Raw genomic sequence first — 18,363 nt, 5'->3', positions numbered from 1 at the left:
GCGCCTCCTTTAGGTTTCCGGGAGCGTGAAAAGGATATCCTGGGCCGCAAACCGCCACTTGGGCGGGGCGACGGCGACGCCGGGGCGCAGCCGGCCCACGGCCATGATGAGCGGAATCCAAAACTGGTCAGGCACGCCGAAGGCCGCCTTGACCGCGTCGTGATCGAAGCCGTCCATGGGATGGGTGGCATAACCGGCGTCGGCGGCGGCGTACATGAAGGACATGGCGAAAAAAGCCGTGTTTTTGACGGCAAAGGCCAGGGACTTGTCCGGCGTCGCGCCGTAGAGGCTTTCCGTGGCCCCGGCGAATTCGCCGCGCTGCTCGGGCGTGTAGGCCCCGGACTGCATCAGGTACGAGAACTGGCGCTCGAAGGACGGCGAATACATCTTCCAGGCCTCCCGGTCGGCCAGAAATAGCAAGATGACCGGGGCTTCGGTGACCTTGGGCTGGTCCCAGGCCAGGGCGCGCAGCTTGGCTTTCTGGGCAGGATCGCGCAGCACGGCCACCCGCCAGGGCTGGAGATTGAAGCTCGACGGCGAGCGGGCGGCGGTTTCCAGCAGCGCGTCCAGGGTATCCTTGGGCACGTCGGCCTTGGTGTCGAAGAAATTGATGGCCCGGCGGGCCGTCATGACGTCTTTGAAATCCATGTCTCCCTCCTTTTTCGGGATGCTGCCTATGTGCGCCGGGAAAGCGCCCGCGTCAAGGCCGCAAGCGGACTGACGCTACCGCGCGCGCCACTTGACTAATGCGGCGGGGGGAGGCATGCAGGGCGGACTTTTCTCTTTTCCCCCAGACAAAAAGGACTCCTCCATGGCCCTCAACGTGACCCAGAAGATCATCAAGGACCACCTTGTTTCCGGCGAGATGATCCCGGGCGGCGAGATCGCGCTGCGCATCGACCAGACGCTGACCCAGGACGCCACCGGCACCATGGCCTATCTCCAGTTCGAGGCCATCGGGCTGCCCCGGGTGCGCACCGAACTGTCCGTGAGCTATGTGGACCACAACACCCTGCAAATGGGTTTCCGCAACCCCGACGACCACGCCTACCTGCGCACCGTGGCCGCCAAATACGGCATCACCTTCTCCCCGGCCGGCACGGGCATCTGCCACCAGCTGCACCTGGAGAATTTCGCCAAGCCGGGCAAGACTCTGGTCGGCTCCGACTCCCACACCCCCACGGCCGGCGGCGTGGGCTCAATGGCCATGGGCGCCGGCGGCCTGTCCGTGGCCCTGGCCATGGCCGGCGAACCCTACGTCATCGCCATGCCCAAGGTGGTCAAGATCCACCTGACCGGCAAACTGCCGGGCTGGGCCACGGGCAAGGACGTCATCCTGCATCTTTTGGGCAAGCTCACCGTCAAGGGCGGCGTGGGCAAGGTCATGGAATACGCCGGGCCTGGCGTGGCCACCCTGTCCGTGCCCGAGCGCGCCGTCATCACCAACATGGGCGCGGAACTCGGGGCCACCACCTCGATCTTCCCGTCCGACGAGGTCACCAAGGCCTTTTTCACGGCCATGGGCCGGCCCGAGGACTACGTGCCGCTCACCGCCGACCCCGACGCCACGTATGACGAAGTGGTGGAGATCGACCTGTCCGCCCTGGAGCCCCTGGCCGCCGCGCCCCACATGCCCGACCGCATGGTGCGCATCGCCGACCTCGACGGCATGAAGGTCGATCAGGTCTGCATCGGCTCGTGCACCAACTCCTCCTACGCCGACCTCAAGGCCGTGGCCCAGATCCTGGCCGGCAAGCGCATCGATCCGACCACGGACCTGCTCATCTCCCCGGGTTCCAAGCAGGTGCTCAAGATGCTGGCCGCCGAGGGCCTCATTGATCCGCTGCTGGACGCCGGCGCGCGCTTGCTCGAGTGTTCCTGCGGCCCGTGCATCGGCATGGGCGGCTCGCCCACTTCGGCCGGCGTCTCGGCCCGCACCTTTAACCGCAACTTCGAAGGCCGCTCCGGCACCCAGGACGGTCAGGTCTATCTGGTCAGCCCCCAGACGGCGGCCATGGCCGCCCTGCGCGGGGCCTTCACCGATCCGGCCACCTGGGGCGAGGCCCCGCAAAAGGCCGAGTTTCCGGCCGAGGTCCCCAGCATCCGCCACCTGTTCCTGACGCCCCCGGCCGACGGCTCGGACGTGGCCATCCAGCGCGGCCCCAACATCGCCCCGCTGCCGCCCTTTGGGGCGCTGCCGGCCGCCATCGAGGCTCCCGTGGCCCTCAAGGTCGGCGACGACATCACCACCGACCACATCCTGCCGGCCGGGGCCCAGATCACGGCCCTGCGCTCCAACATCCCGGCCATTAGCGAATACATCTTCAGCCGGGTGGACGCCGACTTCGTGTCGCGCATCAAAAAGCTCGGCAAGGGCGTGATCCTGGGCGGCGAAAACTACGGCCAGGGCTCCAGCCGCGAACACGCCGCCCTTGGCCCCCGTTACCTGGGCGTGGCCGCCGTGGTGGCCAAGTCCCTGGCCCGCATCCACCGGGCCAACCTGGTCAACTTCGGCATCCTGCCGCTTCTGCTCGTGGACAAGGCCGACTACGACCGCATCCCGGCCGGAGCCGACATCCGCCTCGAAACCGCCGCCATCGCCCCGGGCCAGCCTTGCCCCATGACCGTGGCCGGCGTGGGCGAAGTCATGGTCATAAACGACCTGACCGCCAAGGAACTCGACATCATCAAAGCCGGCGGCCTGCTCAACCAGGCGCGCAGGGCCCAGGCCTAACGCGCGCCGCCCCCGCGCCAAGGAGAATCCATGCTTGATCCCATGCGGAAATATGCCCAATCCTGGGGCATCAAGATCGTCTTCGGTCTTATCATCATTGTCTTCGTCTTTTGGGGCGTGGGCAATTTCAACGGCGACAGGGCCACGGTCCTGGCCACGGTGAACGGCCAGCCGATCCTGATCAAGGACTACGAAAAGCAGTACCAGGAGAATTTGCGCCTGGTCAAAAACAAGAATCCCAACGTCACGGACAAGGATCTGCAGGACGGCGGTTTCCGCTGGCAGGTCTTCACCAACATGGTGACCACCAAGCTGCTGGAAGACCAGGCCAAGACCCTGGGCATCGCCGTGACCGCAGGCGAACTGCGGTCCGAGATCGCCAAGATTCCGGCCTTCCAGAACGAGTCCAAGCAGTTCGACGCCAAGCGCTACGAGAATCTGCTCAAGGCCAACGACGTCAGCCCCGGCGAGTTCGAGGCCGATTTCCGCCAGCAGCTGCTGCTGGAAAAGCTGGCCGCCTTTGTCGGCCTGCCGGCCCAGGTGGCTGAGGCCGAAGCCCGCTCCATCTTCGACTTCATGCGCGAACAGGCCATCATCAAGTACATCCCCTTTGCCGCCACCGACTTCACCAAGGGCGTGACCATCTCCGACGAACAGATCGCCAAGTATTACGAGGCCCGCAAGGACGAGTTCGCCACCCCGGCCCAGGTCAAGATCGACTTCGTGGAGTTCACGCCCAAGGCCATGGCCAAGCCGGCCGAGATCACCGACACCGACATCGAGGCCGACTTCAAGGCCAACCAGAAGAAGTACGAGCGCCCCGAACAGGTGCGCGTGCGCCACATCCTCATGATGCTGCCCCCCGACGCCCCCCAGGAAGTGGTGGACGCGGCCGAGAAGCGCCTGAAGGCCATGGCCGACGACGTGCGCAAGGGCAAGGACTTCGCCACGCTCATTCCCAAGGACCCGGCCAACGCCGACGGCATCATCGGCGAGGACTGGGCTTGGTTGCCCAAGGGCAGCCTGCCCAAGGAATTCGCGCCCTTCGAGGAAAAGGCCTTTACGCTCAAAAAGGATGAAGTCAGCGACCCGGTGCGTACGAGCCTGGGCCTGCACCTCATCCAGGGCGGCGAGAAGCAGGCCTCCGGCCAGCGCGCCCTGGCCGAGGTCAAGGACGAAATCCGGGCCGATCTGGCCGAACAGCGCGCCGCCGACAAGCTGACCAAGTCCCTGGACGCGATCCAGGAGAAGCTGTCCTCGGGCGAACCCCTGGAGGCCGCCGTGGCCGCCGAGAAGCTGGCCGTCAAGACCTCGGCCTTTTTTGCCAAGGACGCCCCCCCGGCCGAGCTGGGCCTGTCCGAGCCGGCCGTGGAAGCCATCTTCGCCCTGAAAAAAGGCCAGACCGCCGACGCGCCCCTGTCCACCCAGGACGGCTTCGTGGTGGTGCGGGCCGCCGAGGTCAAGGAGCCCGGGTTCGAGCCTCTGGACGCCGTCAAGAGCGTCATCAAGGGCCGCCTGACCGATGAAGAGGCCATGAAGCTGGCCAAGGCCAAGGCCGAGGAAACGGCCAAGGCCATGGAGACCGAGGACGGCCTCAAAAAGGTCCTGGCCGACTACAAGGACAAGATCCAGACCTCCGCGCCGTTCACCCGCCAGGGCTTCATTCCCGGCCTTGGCATGTCGCCGGTGCTGGCCCAGACAGCCTTCGAGGCCAAGGGGCCGGGCTGGTTCAAGACGGCCTTTGGCGTGTCCGGGGCCTATGTCGTCGCTGGTCTGGACAAGACCGTGCCGGCCGACATCTCGCTGTGGGACAAGGAAAAGGAACGCTGGGTGGCCACCCTGACCCAGTCCAAGCAGACCGAGCTCTTCCGCGCCTACCTGCAGACCCTGCAGGAAGCCGCCCGGGTGGAGATCGTCAACGACGCCATCCTGGGACCGCGTCCGGCCCAGGGCGGCGGCGGCAAGACCGTCCAACTCCAGTAGCGTCTGTTTCTCTCGACCAGACCGTGGGCGCGTCCGCAAGGACGCGCCCTTTTTTTCCGCCAGGCTCAAGGCACGGCAGTCTCCCCCGCCAAGGGCATTTCCCGCAGCCGGCGTCCGCCTCCTAGTTCACTGCCATGGCGAACCCGACGCCAGGAAAACCGTCACGCGCTGGCATGACAGGCCGTCAGGCAGCCTGGCGCGCGATTTCGGCCTTTTCTGCGTAAAGGAACACGACGGGCGGAAATGGAGGCAGAGCATTGGCCAGAGCCAGGAACACGACGTGCGCATGCCGACAATCAGGAACGCGGTAACCGTTGGGAGGCAGTCTCGTAGCACCAGGAATGCCCGGACGAGCCGGTGAAGAGATCGGGAAGGCGGCAGGGTGCTAACGTTTTTGGGCTGGAGGGAACGCGGCGACAGGGCTGCCCTGGGACGGGCCATAGGGGATTCAGGCGCAGAGACATGACCAGGGCAGGGCAAGGCCACACAAGCGGCGTACGGCCAAAATGGGGCCGGAATTGGGACAAGACGCGGATAGGGCGCGGATAGGGCGGCCCTGGTCTCCAGGGCCGCCGGAACAGTAAGGTGTCGTTGTGCCGGGCTACTGGCTGTGAATGGTCAACTGCGACCCGGCTTGGAGCGCGCCGCCGCTTTTGATGTTGTTCCAGGCCATGAGCGAGGACGGGTCCACGTTGAACTTCTTGGCGATACCCCAGAGCGTATCGCCGGGGCCGACTTTGTAGTTGACGGATTTGCCGGCGGGCTTGGTTTGTTTTTCGGTAGCCTGTTGCTTGGCGGTCGGGGCGGCTGCGGTCGGCTGGGGCGCGGCCTGGGCAAAGGCTTTGGAGGCGGCCGGAGCCGGGGCGGGCTGGCCGAAGGTTTTGGCGGCGACGGGTTGGGGCGCGCCTTTGGCGGTGGGCGTCTGGGGCGCGGCTGCTATCTGGGCTGGGGCGGCCGTCTTGCCGGGCAGCGCGAGTTTGTCGCCGGGGCGCAGTTTGTCTTTGCCGCCGTTGGCGGCGACGACTTGTTTGGGATCGAGGCCGTTTGCCCGGGCGATGGCGTGCAAGGTGTCGCCGGCTTTGACGGTGTAGCTGGCCGAGGCAGGGGCCGGCGCGGGCTGGGGCAGGGCGGCGGCGAGCTGGGGCGCGGCCGGGGCTGCCTTGGCCGCCTTGCCGGGCACGGTGAGGCGTTTGCCGACCAGGAGATCCTTGGCCGAGCGCATGTTGTTGGCGGCCATGAGTTCCTGGGGCGAGACGCCGTATTTGGCGGCGATGGAGCCGAAGGTTTCGCCCTTGGCCACGGTATGGGTGGCGCTGGGGGCGGCCTCGGCCAGGGCTGGGGCAGGCTTGGCGGCGGGCGCGGCCGGAACGGGCGCGCCGGGCACGACGATCCAGGAGCCAAGCGTGAGGCGGCCGGCGTGCTTCATTTTGTTGGCGGCCAGCAAGTCCTTGGTGGAGACGCCGTATTTGCGGGCCACGCTGTCCACGGAATCGCCCTTGGAGACGCGGTGTTTGATGGGTTTGGACGAGGCGACCACGGGTTTGGGGGCGCAGGCGTCGGGGCCTTCGGCCAGGGCGGAGTTGTCGGCTCCGGAGGCGCTAAGGGCCACGCGCACGGTTTGTCCGGGCGGCAGGGTCTCGGGCAGGGAGGCGTTTAGCTGGCGCAGTTCGGCCACGGGCATGCCGGTGCGCCGGGCGATGGCCCACCAGGTGTCGCCGGCCTGGGCGGTCAGGGTTTGCGCGCCGGAGGACGGGTAGTTGCCGGGATTTTGCAGGAAGGCCAGGGCGACTTGCTCCTTGGCCACGGGCACGTAGACGTTGACGGTCATGTCCGGCGGGCTGATCTGGCGGCGAAAGCCAGGGTTGTATTCGCGGAACTGTTCCCAGGGCATGTTGCAGGCCTGGGCCAGGGCGGCCAGGTCGGTGCCCCCCGGGGCCGGCACTTCCTTGAGGTTGGGGCCGGCCTGCCAGTTGACCTTTTTAAAGCCCAGGGTCTCCAGGTTCTGGAAGATTTTGAGCACGGCCAAGAACTTGGGCACGTAGTGCCGGGTTTCTTCCTTGAGCAGCTTGGGGTCCTTGGCGATGTCGAAGAAGTCGCACTGGCCGCTGGCGGCCATGACTCGGGAGATCTTGCCTTCTCCGGCGTTGTAGGCGGCCAGGGCCAGATTCCAATCGCCGAACATCTGATAGAGCTTGGTCAGGTATTTGGCGGCGGCCACGGTGGATTTGTAGGGGTCGCGACGTTCGTCCACCCACCAGTCCACGGTGAGGCCAAAACGGCGGCCGGTGTAGGGCATGAACTGCCACATGCCGCCGGCTCCGACCGGGGAGTAGGCCATGGTGTTGTAGCCGGATTCGATGAACGGCAGGGCAATGAGGTCGGGCGGCAGGTTGTAGCTGGCCAGCACGGCGCGCACGTAGGGCAGGTGCGGTTCGGCCCGGCGCAGCCAGGTGTCCATGGAGCCGCGTTTGTCGATGGAGAAGTACTGGAGGAAGACCTGCACTTCCTCGTTTTCCTTGACGTCGAGGTCGAACTGAATGGCCCCGCGGGAGGCCAGGGCTTTTTTCTCCTGTTCGGTCAGCGGCCGGCCGCGCTGGAGATTTTTCAGAATCTGCGAGGTGTCCCAGAGCTCGGGCTCCAGGTTGGCTTTCATGTCGGCGTTGGATTTGTCGTATTGCTTGTCGGCGCAGCCGGCTGACAGCAAAAAGGCAGGCAGGAGGACGAAAAGCAGGAGGTATCGGCCCATGCACCTTACTCCAAAAGGAAAAAAGACCGGCGGGCGGACGCGGCCGGCCCTGTATGGGGATCGACGAAGGTCGTAACGGTCCAAAAAGACTAACAATTCCAAACTATTTAGTCCAAAGTGGACGAAAATGCAAGGAAAAAAAAGTCTTGTGGTCCCGGCCAGTTTGAGACATTTTGTGGCATGATCAAAAATGAAACCTCCCGCCGGCCGTCCACAGACCGCCGGTCTTTTGCCGATGTCCTGTCCACCCCCTCCGGGGAACGCGGCCAGCGCCGCTCTGCTGCTCTTGCCGGCTCCAAGGGCGGCTCCGGCCGCCCCAGCGGACCGCGTCCCGCCGGCCGTCCCGGCCAAGGCGGCCAGAGCGGCCAGGGCCGTCCCCGCCGCGACGATGACCGCTCGGGTTCGGGCGGCCAGGGGCGTCCGCGCCGCGATGACGACCGCTCCCAGGGCGGCCAGGGTCGCCCGCGCCGCAACGACGACCGGCCCGGTCAGGGCGGCCAAGGCGGCCAGGGCCGTCCCCGTCGCGATGACGACCGTTCCCAAGGCGGTCAGGGGCGTCCGCGTCGCGACGACGACCGGTCCGGCCGTCCGTCCGGGCCGCGCGGCCAGGGGCGTCCGCCCCGCTCCGATGACCGTCGCTCCGGCCAGGACCGTCCCCAGGGCCCGGGCAAGCCCCGCTTCGACCGCGACGACGACCGCCGCCCGCCGCGCCAGGACCGGTTCGAAAACGACCGCCGTCCGCCGCGTCCCGAACGCTTCGAGGACGACCGGCCCGCGCCGCGTTCGGTCGCGCCGACGGCTCCGGTCGAACTGCCCGAGGACATCCTGCCCGGCCGCAAACCCGTGCGCGAACTCGTCGAGCAAAGCCCCAAATCCGTGGACGACGTGCTCCTGCGCCAGGGCCTTCGCGGCGCTGACGTGGACGCCATCGTGCGGGCCTGCGAAGCGGCCGGCGTGCGCTACCGCTTCATGCCCGGCCTGGACATGGACCGCCTCTATCCCGGCAACCACCAGGGCGTCATGGCCCGGTTGGCCGCCGGCCCCCTGGTCAGCCTGGAAGACGTGCTGGCCGCCGGCCTGGACGCGCCGCTCCAAGTGATCCTCGTCCTCGACCGGGTCCAGGACCCGGGCAACGTCGGCGCCCTGGTCCGCACCCTCTACGCCCTGGGCGGCGGCGGCATCCTCGTGCCCAAGCACGAAGGCGCGCGCCTGGGACCGGGCGCGGCCAAGGCCTCGGCCGGAACCCTGGCCCGGCTGCCCCTGGCCAAGGTCACCAACCTCTCCCAGGCCCTGGATGCGGCCAAGGAAGCCGGCTACACCGTCATCGGCGCGGCCGGCGAGGAAGAGGCGCAAAACGTCCACCTCGCCAAACCGCCGTTCCCCCTGGCCCTGGTGCTGGGCAGCGAAGAAGAAGGCATCCGCCCGGGCATCCGCAAACGCTGCGACGCCCTGTGGCGCATTCCCCAGGCCCGGCCCATCGATTCCCTCAACGTCGCCCAGGCCGGTGCGATCATGATGGGGCGGATGGCCGCGTTTTTGGGAATGGGAGAGGGGTAAGACGGGGGAGTGCCTCCGGCGGCCAGGAGAGGCGCTGCCTCTCCTTGACCTCTCCGCTGGGGGCCTGAGGCCCCCAGACCCCCCATCTGAAGAAAATGGTGAAAGGGGTTTCGACGAGGAGCGGCCCTCTGGGCGTCGGGAAGCTCGAATGGACGTTTATGGCGCTGACAGGTAACACCGTCGTTCCGGCGGCCGTGCCGCCGTCAGCGTCAGTCGTCGCCGCACTCGGCCAGGGAGGCGGCGCGGCGCGGGCGTTGGACCGTCCAGGGCGCTTCCCAGTCCGGCGGCACGCAGTACGCTTCCTCGGGCAGGATGACCCGCCAGGCGTGTAGCCGCAGCGGCGTCGGCCCGCCGCCGTACTTGGCGTCGCCGACCAGGGGATAGCCCCGGGAGGCCAGCTGGGCGCGAATCTGATGGGTGCGCCCGGTCTCCAACCGCACTTCGACAAGGCTTGCCGTGGGCGCGCGACTGATCAGCCGAACCTTGGCCACGGCCTCCTTGCCGTCCTCACCGGCCGTGACCCGCTCGCGGCCCGGCCCGCCCGACTTGGCCAAGGCGTCGCGCATGGTCACCCACTCGTTTTCCTCGCCTAAAAGCCACTTGCCCCAGACCCAGGCGAAATAGTCCTTGCGCAGGGTGCCGTCCTGCATGGCCTCGTGCAGGGCGCGCAACCGGCGGTACGACTTGGCGACAAGCAGCAGCCCGGTGGTGTCGCGGTCCAGACGGTGGGCCGGCGTGGGTTTGAAGGGCGCGTGGGGGGCGTGGGCGTGGAGCAGGGTGGTCAGGGCGAAGGTGTGCCCCGAGCCGGGATGCACGGGCAGGCCGGCCGGTTTGACGACCACGAGCAGTTCGTCGTCCTCGTGCAGGATTTCGAGGGCCGGCATGGCCCGGCCGCCGGTCCGGTGGGCTGCCGACGGGGAGGTCTTCACCGACAAGGGGCCGGGCTTTGGCCGGCCGGTCGGCACGGCGGCCAGCTCGGGCGCGCCCAGAGCGCCGCCGGCCGGGCCGGCTTCGTCCAGCTCGAAGGGCGGCACGCGTACGACCTGCCCTTGGGCCACGCGGTCAAAGGGTTTGCAGCGTTTGCCGTCCAGGCGCACCTGGCCGGTGCGGATGCATTTCTGGAGCGCGGCCAGGGGCAGGCCAGGACCAAGACGCCGGGCCAGATACTGGAGCAGCTTCTGTCCGGCCTCGGCGGCGGTGACGGTGATGTGCTGGACGGGTGTTTTCATGCAAGCGCGCCGCCGGCACGACCACGGCGCAATCCTTCCGGCTTAACGCATCTCCCCCTTGGAAAGTTTTTGGGGAGGAGAGCGCGAGAGGAACCCCTTTTTTCAAAAAGGGGTTCCTCTCGCATCGTCATCTTCTTTCTCTTCTTTTCGCTCTCTACGGCGCCAGCTTGTAGCGGTTGCTGTCCACGATGAGCATGACCATGGAGTCCGGTCCCAGGCCGTTATGGTCCTGGGAGGACATGGTGTAGACGCCGGAGACGCCGACCACGCGTTCGAGCTTTTCCAGAGCCGCCCGCAGCGCCTCGGGCTCGGCCTTGCCGGCCTTTTCCAGGCCGGCCCGCAGCAGGGTCAGGGCGTCGTAGGCGTAGCCCGAGTGGGTGTTGAGCGGGAACTTCTCCTGGATGCCGTTATCCTTGTAGGCCTTGATGAAGGCTTCGATGACAATTTTCTGGGGATCTTCGTCGGGCAGGGATTCCGGGGCCATGAGCTTGGTGCCGGGCATGACCGTGCCGCCGGCGGCCTCGCCGGCCAGTTCCAGGTAGGTGGGGCCGGGCTGGCCGTGGCACTGCACCAGAAGCGGCCGTTCGCCGGGCAGGGCGGCGAAGTTCTTGGCGGCGATGGACCCCGCCGGTCCGATGGTCCAGACCACGGCGGCCTGCGGCTTGGCGGCTTGCAGCTTGAAGGCCTGGGCCGAGAAATCCGTGCCCTTGGGATCGAAGGTTTCCTCGGCGATGATCTCGATGCCGTACTTGGCGGCGTTGTCCTTAAGCTCGGTCAGGCCGTCCTGGCCGAAGGCGTCCTTGGAGCTTAACACCGCGATTTTCGAGATGTTCTTGCCTTTGAGGTAGTCGTAGATCTTGGCCACGGCCGTGGCGGTGCGCTGGGGGGCCTTGAAGGTCCAGTCGTAGGGGCCGAACTTGCCGCCGGCCACCACGGCGTCGCCGCCCACGGTCATGATGACCGGGACGTGCTTTTCCTCGGTGTACTTTTTGACGGCCAGTCCTTCGCCCGTGGAGGTGGGACCGATGATCGCCAGCACCTTGTCGCCCTCGACGAGCTGGCGGGCCTGGCGCAGGGCCACGTCTGGGGAGGATTCGGTGTCGTAGGCGACGAGCTTCACGGGCCGGCCGAGGATGCCGCCCATATCGTTGATTTGTTTGACGGTCATTTCGGCCACGAGTTTGCTCGGGGTGCCGACCACGGCGGCTGGTCCGGACTGGGCGAAAAGTCCGCCGACGACGATGGGTTCGCCGGCTGGCGCGGCGGCGTGGGCAGCTGCCGGGCAAAGCAGAAGGGCAGCGACGAGCAGGAGAAATTTGGCCATGGGGAAGCCTCCGGTGCGGTCTGGTCTGATCGAAAGCGGCAGGGAATTTTTACCGCATCGGAGGCTGTTGTAAATGATTTTTCGGCAAGGTCTGGGCCGGCGGCCCTGTGGGGGGGCGAAAAAAACTTAGCGCGAGGCACGCCAGTAGCCGGCGAGCAGCGCCGCGCCCAAAAGTAGCCCGTTGACCAGGGTGCGGGCGTCGCCCAGGACCGACAGCCAGCTCATGGCCGTCTCCAGGACAAGGGCGGCCAGGATGGGCCGCAGGAGATTGCCCGGGCCGCCGATGACCAGGAACAGCAAGGCCTTGAGCGAGAGTTCCAGATGGTACTGCTCGGGGCTGATAAAGCCGGTGTAGTGGCCGTGGATCACCCCGGCGGCGGCCGACAGCCCTCCCCCCAGACCAAAGGACAGGGAGCGCACGGCGGCCCGGTCCACCCCCAGGCTCGACGCCGCCTGGGCGTCGCCACGGCAGGCGGCCAGGGCCCGGCCGAGCCGGCTGTCGCGAAGGGCCAGGAAAATATAGGAACCCAGGGCCAGCAGGCCGGCGAAGCAGAAAAACGTGGCCCGGTCGCCGGAAAGGGAGCCCAGAAGCGGCAGGGCCAGACGGGCGTTGGCCATGTGTCCGGCCGAACCGCCGGTGACGCTTTCCAGGGTCAGCACGAGGTTGGTGAAAACCAGCGACACGCACAGCGTGGCCATGGCCAGGAAGCCTTCGCCTAGCCGTTCCATGGGGCGGCTGAGCATGGCGGCCAAAAGGCCCGTGCCCAGCACCACGGCCGGGACGATAACAAGGGTCGCCTCGGGGAAGCGGTCGTGGAGCAGCACCGAGCCGAACGCTCCCAGGCCGGCGAAGGCGGCCTGGGCCAGGGAAATCTGGCCGCCAAGGCCCAAGCAGAAATTGAGCGCCAGGACATTGACCGCCAAAAACAGGTGCTGGTTGACGGCCAGGAGCTGAAAGCCGGGCGTGGCCAGGCCGACCACGGCCAAGGCGGCGAAAAACAGGCCAAGGGAGAGATTTCTGGGCACGGTCATGGCGTCAGGGGCGTTCGTCGTGTTCTCGCGGCGCGGCCACGAGGAGGATGGTGATAAGCACGTAAATGGCGGTTTCCTTGAATTCGCCCGAGACGGTCAGCACCATGGCCGCCTCGGCCAACCCCAGAATGATGCCGCCGGCAAACACCCGGCCCAGGGAGGTGTAGCCGCCGATGGTGGCCGCGGCGAAGCCCTTGAGGCCAAGTCCCAGGCCCATGTCGTAGCGCAGCCCGGTCTGCGGCCCCACGGCCAGGGCGGCCAGGGAGGCCAACGCTCCGGCCAGGGCAAAGGACAGGGCATGGCAAAAGACCGTGTCCACGCCCTGGAGCCTGGCGGCCACGGCGTTTTGGGAGGTGGCCCGAAGCGCCCGGCCCAGGCGCGTGCGGCCCAGAAACAGCCCCAGCACGATCACGGCGGCCACGGCCAGGGCCAGGGCGGTGACGGTGTCGCGGCCGAGAAAAAACAGGCCTAGCCGCAGGTCGGGCAGAGGCAGCAGGCGCGGCGGCATGAGGGGATTTTTGCCCCAGCACAGGATGGCCACGCCCTGGAAGACGAGGCTTGCCGCCACGGTGAGCATGAGCTGGCGCAAGGGCGTGGCCCGCAGGGTCAGCCCCAGGGTGGTGGAGAAAAGCGTGCGCCCCAAGAGAAAGCCGGCCACGGCGGCGGCCAAGAGGGCGGCGGCCGGTGGCAGCTGCATGACGCCGGCCAGGCTCATGATGGTCAACCCGCCCAGGAGCAAAAGCTCTCCCTGGGCGAAGTTGATCAGCCGGCTGGCCGAAAAGATCAGCGAAAAGCCCAGGGCCATGACGCCGTAGACGGCCCCCAGGGCCAGTCCGGAATTGACGATCTGGGCCAGATACAAGGCGAGCAAGGCAACCTCGAAAACCAGGGGTGGACGAAAAAAAACGGGGGAACCGCCGCACAATGCGGTTCCCCCGTCGAGACGTCAAGTGGAACGGGCTATTCGCCGGCTTCCTTGTCGATGCCGAACTCGCCCGGCTGGCTCATGCCCGAGGCGTCGAGCTTGTAGGCCAGCACGATGGTGCGGCGGGCGTAGACGCCGGCCGCGCCCGGCCAGGTGTTGAGGCACACCACCATTTCCTTCTGGCCGTCGTTGTCGATGTCGGCCAGGGCGTAACCGGTGACCGTGCCCTTGATGCGGCGGGTCTTCCACAGCAGGTTCATGCCCACGCCGTCCCAGTACAGGGCGTGGATTTCGCCCTGGGAGAAGGTGCGGAAGGTCTCGAAGAACTGGGCGGCCAGGGAGATGTTCTTGCTGACCAGCACTTCGTAGCGGTCGTCCTTGTCCAGGTTGGCCACGATCATGGGCAGCGGAATGTAGTAGTAGGTCCAGAGGTGGTCGGTCTTGGGCTTTTCCATGGGGGCCATGAGCGGGTCGTATTCCAGCCCGATGGCCGAGCCGCAGTACTGCTCTTCGGTGGCGGCGATGCGCTCGCCCTTGGCCGTGTAGACCACGATGCGGTCCTGGTCGTCGTTGATGATGACCTTGTAGCCGCTCTTTTCCGGCAGATAGGCGAAGTTGAAGGGGTTGGCCTTGGTGGGCAGGGGCAGGCGGGTGGACAGCTGGGGCTGGCCGCCGGCAAAGATGACGTTGTGCACGCCGGGAAGGAACAGTTCCTTGGTTTCGCCCTTGGAACCCACGAGCTGGCGGTTGAAGTCCGGGGCCACGGCGGCCACGTTGAGGTAGAGTTTGATGTCTTTGTAGAGTTCCGTCAGCTTGTTGCCTTCCAGGGACAGGATAAACGAGCGCGGTTCCTTGAAGTAGCTGGTGGAGACGATGATCTCGGCCTTGCCGTCGCCATTGATGTCCATGGCGCTGATGTTGAGCAGATTGAGGTTCGGCGAGGTCGCGTACTTGGCGATGGGCATGAGCTGGCGGTCTTTGTAGTTGAAGACCTCCACGGAATTCTGGGCCAGGATGGCCACTTCCTGCTGCCCGTCGCCGTTGAAGTCGGCGATGGCGATGCCGCGCGAGACCAGCGGCATGGACTGGCTGCGCCACACGCCGGCGGTTTCGGTGGGGCCGGCGTAGCGGAAGCTCGGGTTGAGATAGGCCTTCTGGCCGTCGGCCCCGGTCTGGTTGACCACGAAGTCCGAGTTGAGCTGGCTGCCTGGCGCGCCGCCCTGGGAGCCGGAGGCGGCCTGGGACGGGCGCTGGAAAATCTCGTTGTTGAGGGCCTGGGCCGTGCGCTCCATGGCCGGGATCAGGTCGGCGATCTTGGCGGACAGGGACTTGGGCCATTTCTTGCCGTCGCGCCCCACCACCATGATGTCCACGCTGGCCTGTTCGCCCGAGATGGTCACCGAGCCGTAGGCCAGAAAGTCCACGCCGAGTTCGGCGGCGGTCTTTTTCGCTTCGGCCTCCGAGGCCGGAGCCTTGGCCAGCTTGGCGCCGGCCTTGGCCTTGTCCATGGGGGCCAGATGGCCCGGCCAGTTCATCCGGGATTCGAGCATGCTCTGCACGCCCTGGCTCAGATACTGGTATTTCTCGGGGCCGTGCACCGTAAACGGGGCCACGGCAAAGGTCTTGACCTCAGCGGCCAGGGCAGTCGCCGGCAGGCACGTCAAGGCCGCGACCAGCAGGACAAGGCGACGAAAAAGCGTCATAAGGGTTCCTCCGGGTCCGCTTGGGGACCGTGTTGTCCGGGGATACGGCTGCGGCCGGGACAGGCCGGTACGCCGCGAGGCCTGCAATACTATCATGCCGCTGGCCTTGCAAGGGCTGGCGGCGCTGTTTCCCGGGTCCGGTTTCCGTGCAGTCGTCGCCGGCCGTCTTCGGTTACACCGCCAGGCGTCGTTGGCGAAGGCTTTTGGTTACATGGCTTGAAGTGTCACAAAAATGTCGCGCCAAGCCCCTTGCCTCGGGCGGCGTTGCGGGCTACCCCGGCCTCGCCCCCCGGAGGTTGCCCGTTCCTATGTCCCGCTTCCTGCCCTTGACTGCCGCCTTGGCGCTCTTGCCCATGCTCCTGTTCGCCTCGATCCCGGCCCCCGCCGCCGACCTGCCGGCCCCGGCCGAGACCGTCACCGTGGCCGCCGACCAGACCCTGCGCAAAACCGACCGTCGCCTGCTCGGCATCAACCTCGACTATTTCATCGACCACGACGCCAACCGCCCTCAGGGCGCGCGGCCCCTGGCCAACGCACTGGCCGAGCTTGGCGTGGGCTCGCTGCGCTACCCCGGCGGGGCCAAGTCCGATATCACCCTCTGGGCCGCGCCGCCCTACCGCAAACCCCACCCGACCCTGGCCCGCCTGGGGCCGGACGAATGGCCGGCCAGCGACCGCCGCGTCTACAATCTGGCCGAGCATCGCTTCAATACCACGCCGCTGGATTTTGACGCCTTCATGGCCCTTTGCCGCAAAACCGGAGCCGAACCCGTGGTGGTCATCCCCCACGACGCCATGTACAAGCCTCCCGCCCCCGGCTCCGTGGCCCCGGACATGGCCACGCTGTTGCAAAACGCCGTGTCGCTGGTGCGCTACGCCAACATCGAGCGCGGCTACGGCGTCAAATATTTCGAAATCGGCAATGAGTCTTATTTCTACGTTTATGACGGCGGTTCGCGGGCCAAGGACTACGCCCGGGACCTCAACCTGTTCGCCGCCGCCATGAAAGGCGTCGATCCCTCCATTTTCATCGGGGCCAACGGTCCGGTGGGAGCAAACGACGTCGGCAGCCTGGACAACATGATGGGCGACCCCACCGTCTGGTGGCAGGCCGTCTTTGCCGAGGCCGGCCGGAATATCGACTTCGTCTCGGTCCACGAATACCCCTGCTACGAATGGGGCGGCTACGATCCCTACCGCACCCAGAGCGCGCCCATGCTCGGCGTGGGCGAAATCGACAAGGCCGCACGGGCCTGGGGACCGCCCGGATTGGCCGGGCGCCTGCGCTATCTGCTCACCGAAATCAACTCCGCCGACTGGTCCGGGCACCCCAAAAACCTCGGCTGGAAGCACGAAAACACCCTCGGCCACGCGCTGGTGCTCACCGACATGCTGGCCCAGGCCCTAAGCGACCCCCGGGTCGTCACCACGCAGATTTGGGCCACCCGCTGGCTGGGCAACAACCAAGCCCCTGAACTCTGGGACGCCCTGGACAGCCATAACAACCCGCTGCCGACCGGCACAGCCCTCAAGCTGCTGGCCGAGCGCCTGGGAACCCGCGTCGTGGCCGCAACCGACGCCCCGGGCGTTCGGGCCTTCGCCACCCGCGACGACAAACGCAAGACCCTCTCCGTCTTTCTCATCAACAAAGACACGGCCCGAACCGTCGCCGTGCGCGTCGCCGGAGCCAAGCCCGGCAAGGCCGCCGCCCACGCCGTCTGGAGCGGCGCAGGGCCGGACGACAAGGCGCCGCGCCTGGTCTGGCGCAACGCCGCGCCTGTGGCCGGCAACGAAGTGACCGTGGCCCTGCCGGCGGTGTCGTTGACGATTTTGACGGTGCCGGTGTCGTAGGGGGGGGCGTTGGCATGGGGTTTGACGGGGAGGAAGAGGCCTCCGGCGGCCGGGGGGCTCAGCCCCCCGGACCCCTGGTATGGGGGGCTGTCGGTCGGGCGGGGATGCGTCGGCGGGCGCGGCACGAGAGCAAAGGGGGCCGGAATTTGGCCTTCCTCCCCCAGGCGGAAGCCACCTGGGGGAGGAAGGCCAAATTCCGGCCCCCAACTCGCCAGCGAAAAGGGCTGTTTTGGGCGCGAGCAAAGCCTCGCGCCCAAAACAGCCCTTTTCGCATAGGGAGAAGACGGATCTGTTAGGCTAGCCGGGCGGATTCGATGTTGTCGAGGAACCACTGGTAGGTTTCGGCCAATCCGGCTTCCAGACTGATGGTGGGGGTCCAGCCCAGGGCCTTTAAGCGGCTTATGTCCACGAGTTTGCGGGGCGTGCCGTCGGGCCGGGACGGGTCGAAAACGATGTTGCCGGCGAACCCGGTGACCTTGGCCATAAGCCGGGCCAGATCGGCGATGGCGATTTCCTGGCCGGTGCCGATGTTGATGATCTCCTCGTCGTCGTAGCGCTCGAAACAGGCCACGGCCGCCTCGGCCATGTCGCGCACGTGGAGAAATTCGCGAAGCGCCTTGCCCGTGCCCCAGACCGTGACTGCCGCGTCGCCGCGCGTCTTGGCTTCGTGGAAGCGGCGCATGAGCGCCGGGATGACATGGGAATTGACCGGCGTGAAGTTGTCGCCGGGGCCGTAGAGGTTGGTTGGCATGAGGCTTATGGCGTCAAAGCCGTATTGGCGGCGGTAGGCCTGGCACATTTTGATGCCGGCGATCTTGGCGATGGCGTACCACTGGTTGGTTTCTTCCAGGGGGCCGGTCAAGAGCGCCGATTCCGGCATGGGTTGCGGGGCGAATTTGGGGTAGATGCAGGATGAGCCGAGGAACACGAGCTTTTGCGCGCCGCTTTTGTAGGCCGCGTCAATGACGTTGGTCTGGATGAGCAGATTGTCGCGGATGAAATCGGCCGGATAGGCGCTGTTGGCGTGGATGCCGCCGACCTTGGCCGCGGCCAGGAACACGGCGGCCGGCTTGGCGGCCGCAAAAAAGGCGCGGACGTCGGCCTGGCTGGTCAGGTCGAGTTCCCGATGGGTGCGGGTGAGGACGTCGTGGCCTTTGGCGGCGAGAACCTTGGCGATGGCGGAGCCGACAAGGCCCCGGTGGCCGGCGACGAAAATGGGGCCGGCGGCGGCTTCATGGGGCGTTTTCATGGACGCGACAGGTAGCACGACCGGGCCGGGC

The 18,363-nt window shown here is 66.8% G+C and carries 12 protein-coding genes; 4 read left to right on the top strand and 8 right to left on the bottom strand.

From position 1 onward, the window contains the following. Positions 1-9: 9 nt before the first annotated feature. Positions 10-648 carry a nitroreductase family protein gene (locus DMR_RS18325; protein ID WP_015862534.1) on the bottom strand — a complete coding sequence of 213 codons (639 nt, stop codon included), beginning with the start codon at positions 646-648 and terminating at the stop codon, positions 10-12. Between the two features lie 163 nt (positions 649-811). Between DMR_RS18325 and DMR_RS18320 the strand changes: the two genes are divergently transcribed. Continuing rightward, the gene (locus DMR_RS18320) at positions 812-2,734 is read left to right on the top strand and encodes an aconitate hydratase (protein WP_043601081.1); all 1,923 of its coding nucleotides are present in this window, start codon (positions 812-814) and stop codon (positions 2,732-2,734) included. Between the two features lie 30 nt (positions 2,735-2,764). After that, positions 2,765-4,717 (top strand): SurA N-terminal domain-containing protein, encoded by a 1,953-nt coding sequence (locus tag DMR_RS18315; protein WP_015862532.1) that lies wholly within the window; start codon positions 2,765-2,767, stop codon positions 4,715-4,717. 601 nt (positions 4,718-5,318) lie between these two features. On the opposite strand, the gene DMR_RS18310 is transcribed toward DMR_RS18315, so the two are convergent. After that, complete coding sequence (locus tag DMR_RS18310) at positions 5,319-7,463, bottom strand: LysM peptidoglycan-binding domain-containing protein (protein ID WP_043601078.1); 2,145 nt, start codon at positions 7,461-7,463, stop codon at positions 5,319-5,321. Positions 7,464-7,643: 180 nt separating this feature from the next. Between DMR_RS18310 and DMR_RS25710 the strand changes: the two genes are divergently transcribed. Next, positions 7,644-9,020, top strand: coding sequence for a TrmH family RNA methyltransferase (locus DMR_RS25710; protein ID WP_198408666.1), 1,377 nt, complete (start codon positions 7,644-7,646; stop codon positions 9,018-9,020). Between the two features lie 209 nt (positions 9,021-9,229). Here DMR_RS25710 and DMR_RS18300 read toward each other — a convergent pair whose 3' ends face one another. The 5 genes from DMR_RS18300 to DMR_RS18280 form a co-directional block, all read right to left on the bottom strand. Then, entirely contained in the window at positions 9,230-10,249 is a 1,020-nt protein-coding gene (locus DMR_RS18300) for an RluA family pseudouridine synthase (RefSeq protein ID WP_015862529.1), read from the bottom strand. A gap of 154 nt (positions 10,250-10,403) precedes the next feature. Then, positions 10,404-11,573: an ABC transporter substrate-binding protein gene (locus DMR_RS18295; protein WP_015862528.1), complete on the bottom strand. Its 1,170-nt coding sequence runs from the start codon at positions 11,571-11,573 to the stop codon at positions 10,404-10,406. Positions 11,574-11,699: 126 nt separating this feature from the next. After that, positions 11,700-12,605 carry a branched-chain amino acid ABC transporter permease gene (locus tag DMR_RS18290; protein WP_015862527.1) on the bottom strand — a complete coding sequence of 302 codons (906 nt, stop codon included), beginning with the start codon at positions 12,603-12,605 and terminating at the stop codon, positions 11,700-11,702. A 4-nt stretch (positions 12,606-12,609) separates the two neighbouring features. Continuing rightward, positions 12,610-13,476, bottom strand: coding sequence for a branched-chain amino acid ABC transporter permease (locus DMR_RS18285; protein ID WP_015862526.1), 867 nt, complete (start codon positions 13,474-13,476; stop codon positions 12,610-12,612). An 89-nt stretch (positions 13,477-13,565) separates the two neighbouring features. Continuing rightward, positions 13,566-15,233 (bottom strand): FG-GAP repeat domain-containing protein, encoded by a 1,668-nt coding sequence (locus DMR_RS18280; RefSeq protein ID WP_015862525.1) that lies wholly within the window; start codon positions 15,231-15,233, stop codon positions 13,566-13,568. A gap of 308 nt (positions 15,234-15,541) precedes the next feature. Here DMR_RS18280 and DMR_RS18275 point away from each other — a divergent pair, with 308 nt between their 5' ends. Further along, positions 15,542-17,083: an alpha-L-arabinofuranosidase gene (locus tag DMR_RS18275; RefSeq protein ID WP_043601075.1), complete on the top strand. Its 1,542-nt coding sequence runs from the start codon at positions 15,542-15,544 to the stop codon at positions 17,081-17,083. A gap of 292 nt (positions 17,084-17,375) precedes the next feature. On the opposite strand, the gene DMR_RS18270 is transcribed toward DMR_RS18275, so the two are convergent. Then, positions 17,376-18,332, bottom strand: a complete 957-nt coding sequence (locus DMR_RS18270; protein WP_043601074.1) for a GDP-L-fucose synthase — start codon at positions 18,330-18,332, stop codon at positions 17,376-17,378. Positions 18,333-18,363: the final 31 nt, after the last annotated feature.

This window comes from Solidesulfovibrio magneticus RS-1 (assembly GCF_000010665.1).
Taxonomy (GTDB): domain Bacteria; phylum Desulfobacterota; class Desulfovibrionia; order Desulfovibrionales; family Desulfovibrionaceae; genus Solidesulfovibrio; species Solidesulfovibrio magneticus.
Note: the sequence above shows the minus strand (reverse complement) of the source record. Positions and strands in the feature narration are given on the sequence as shown.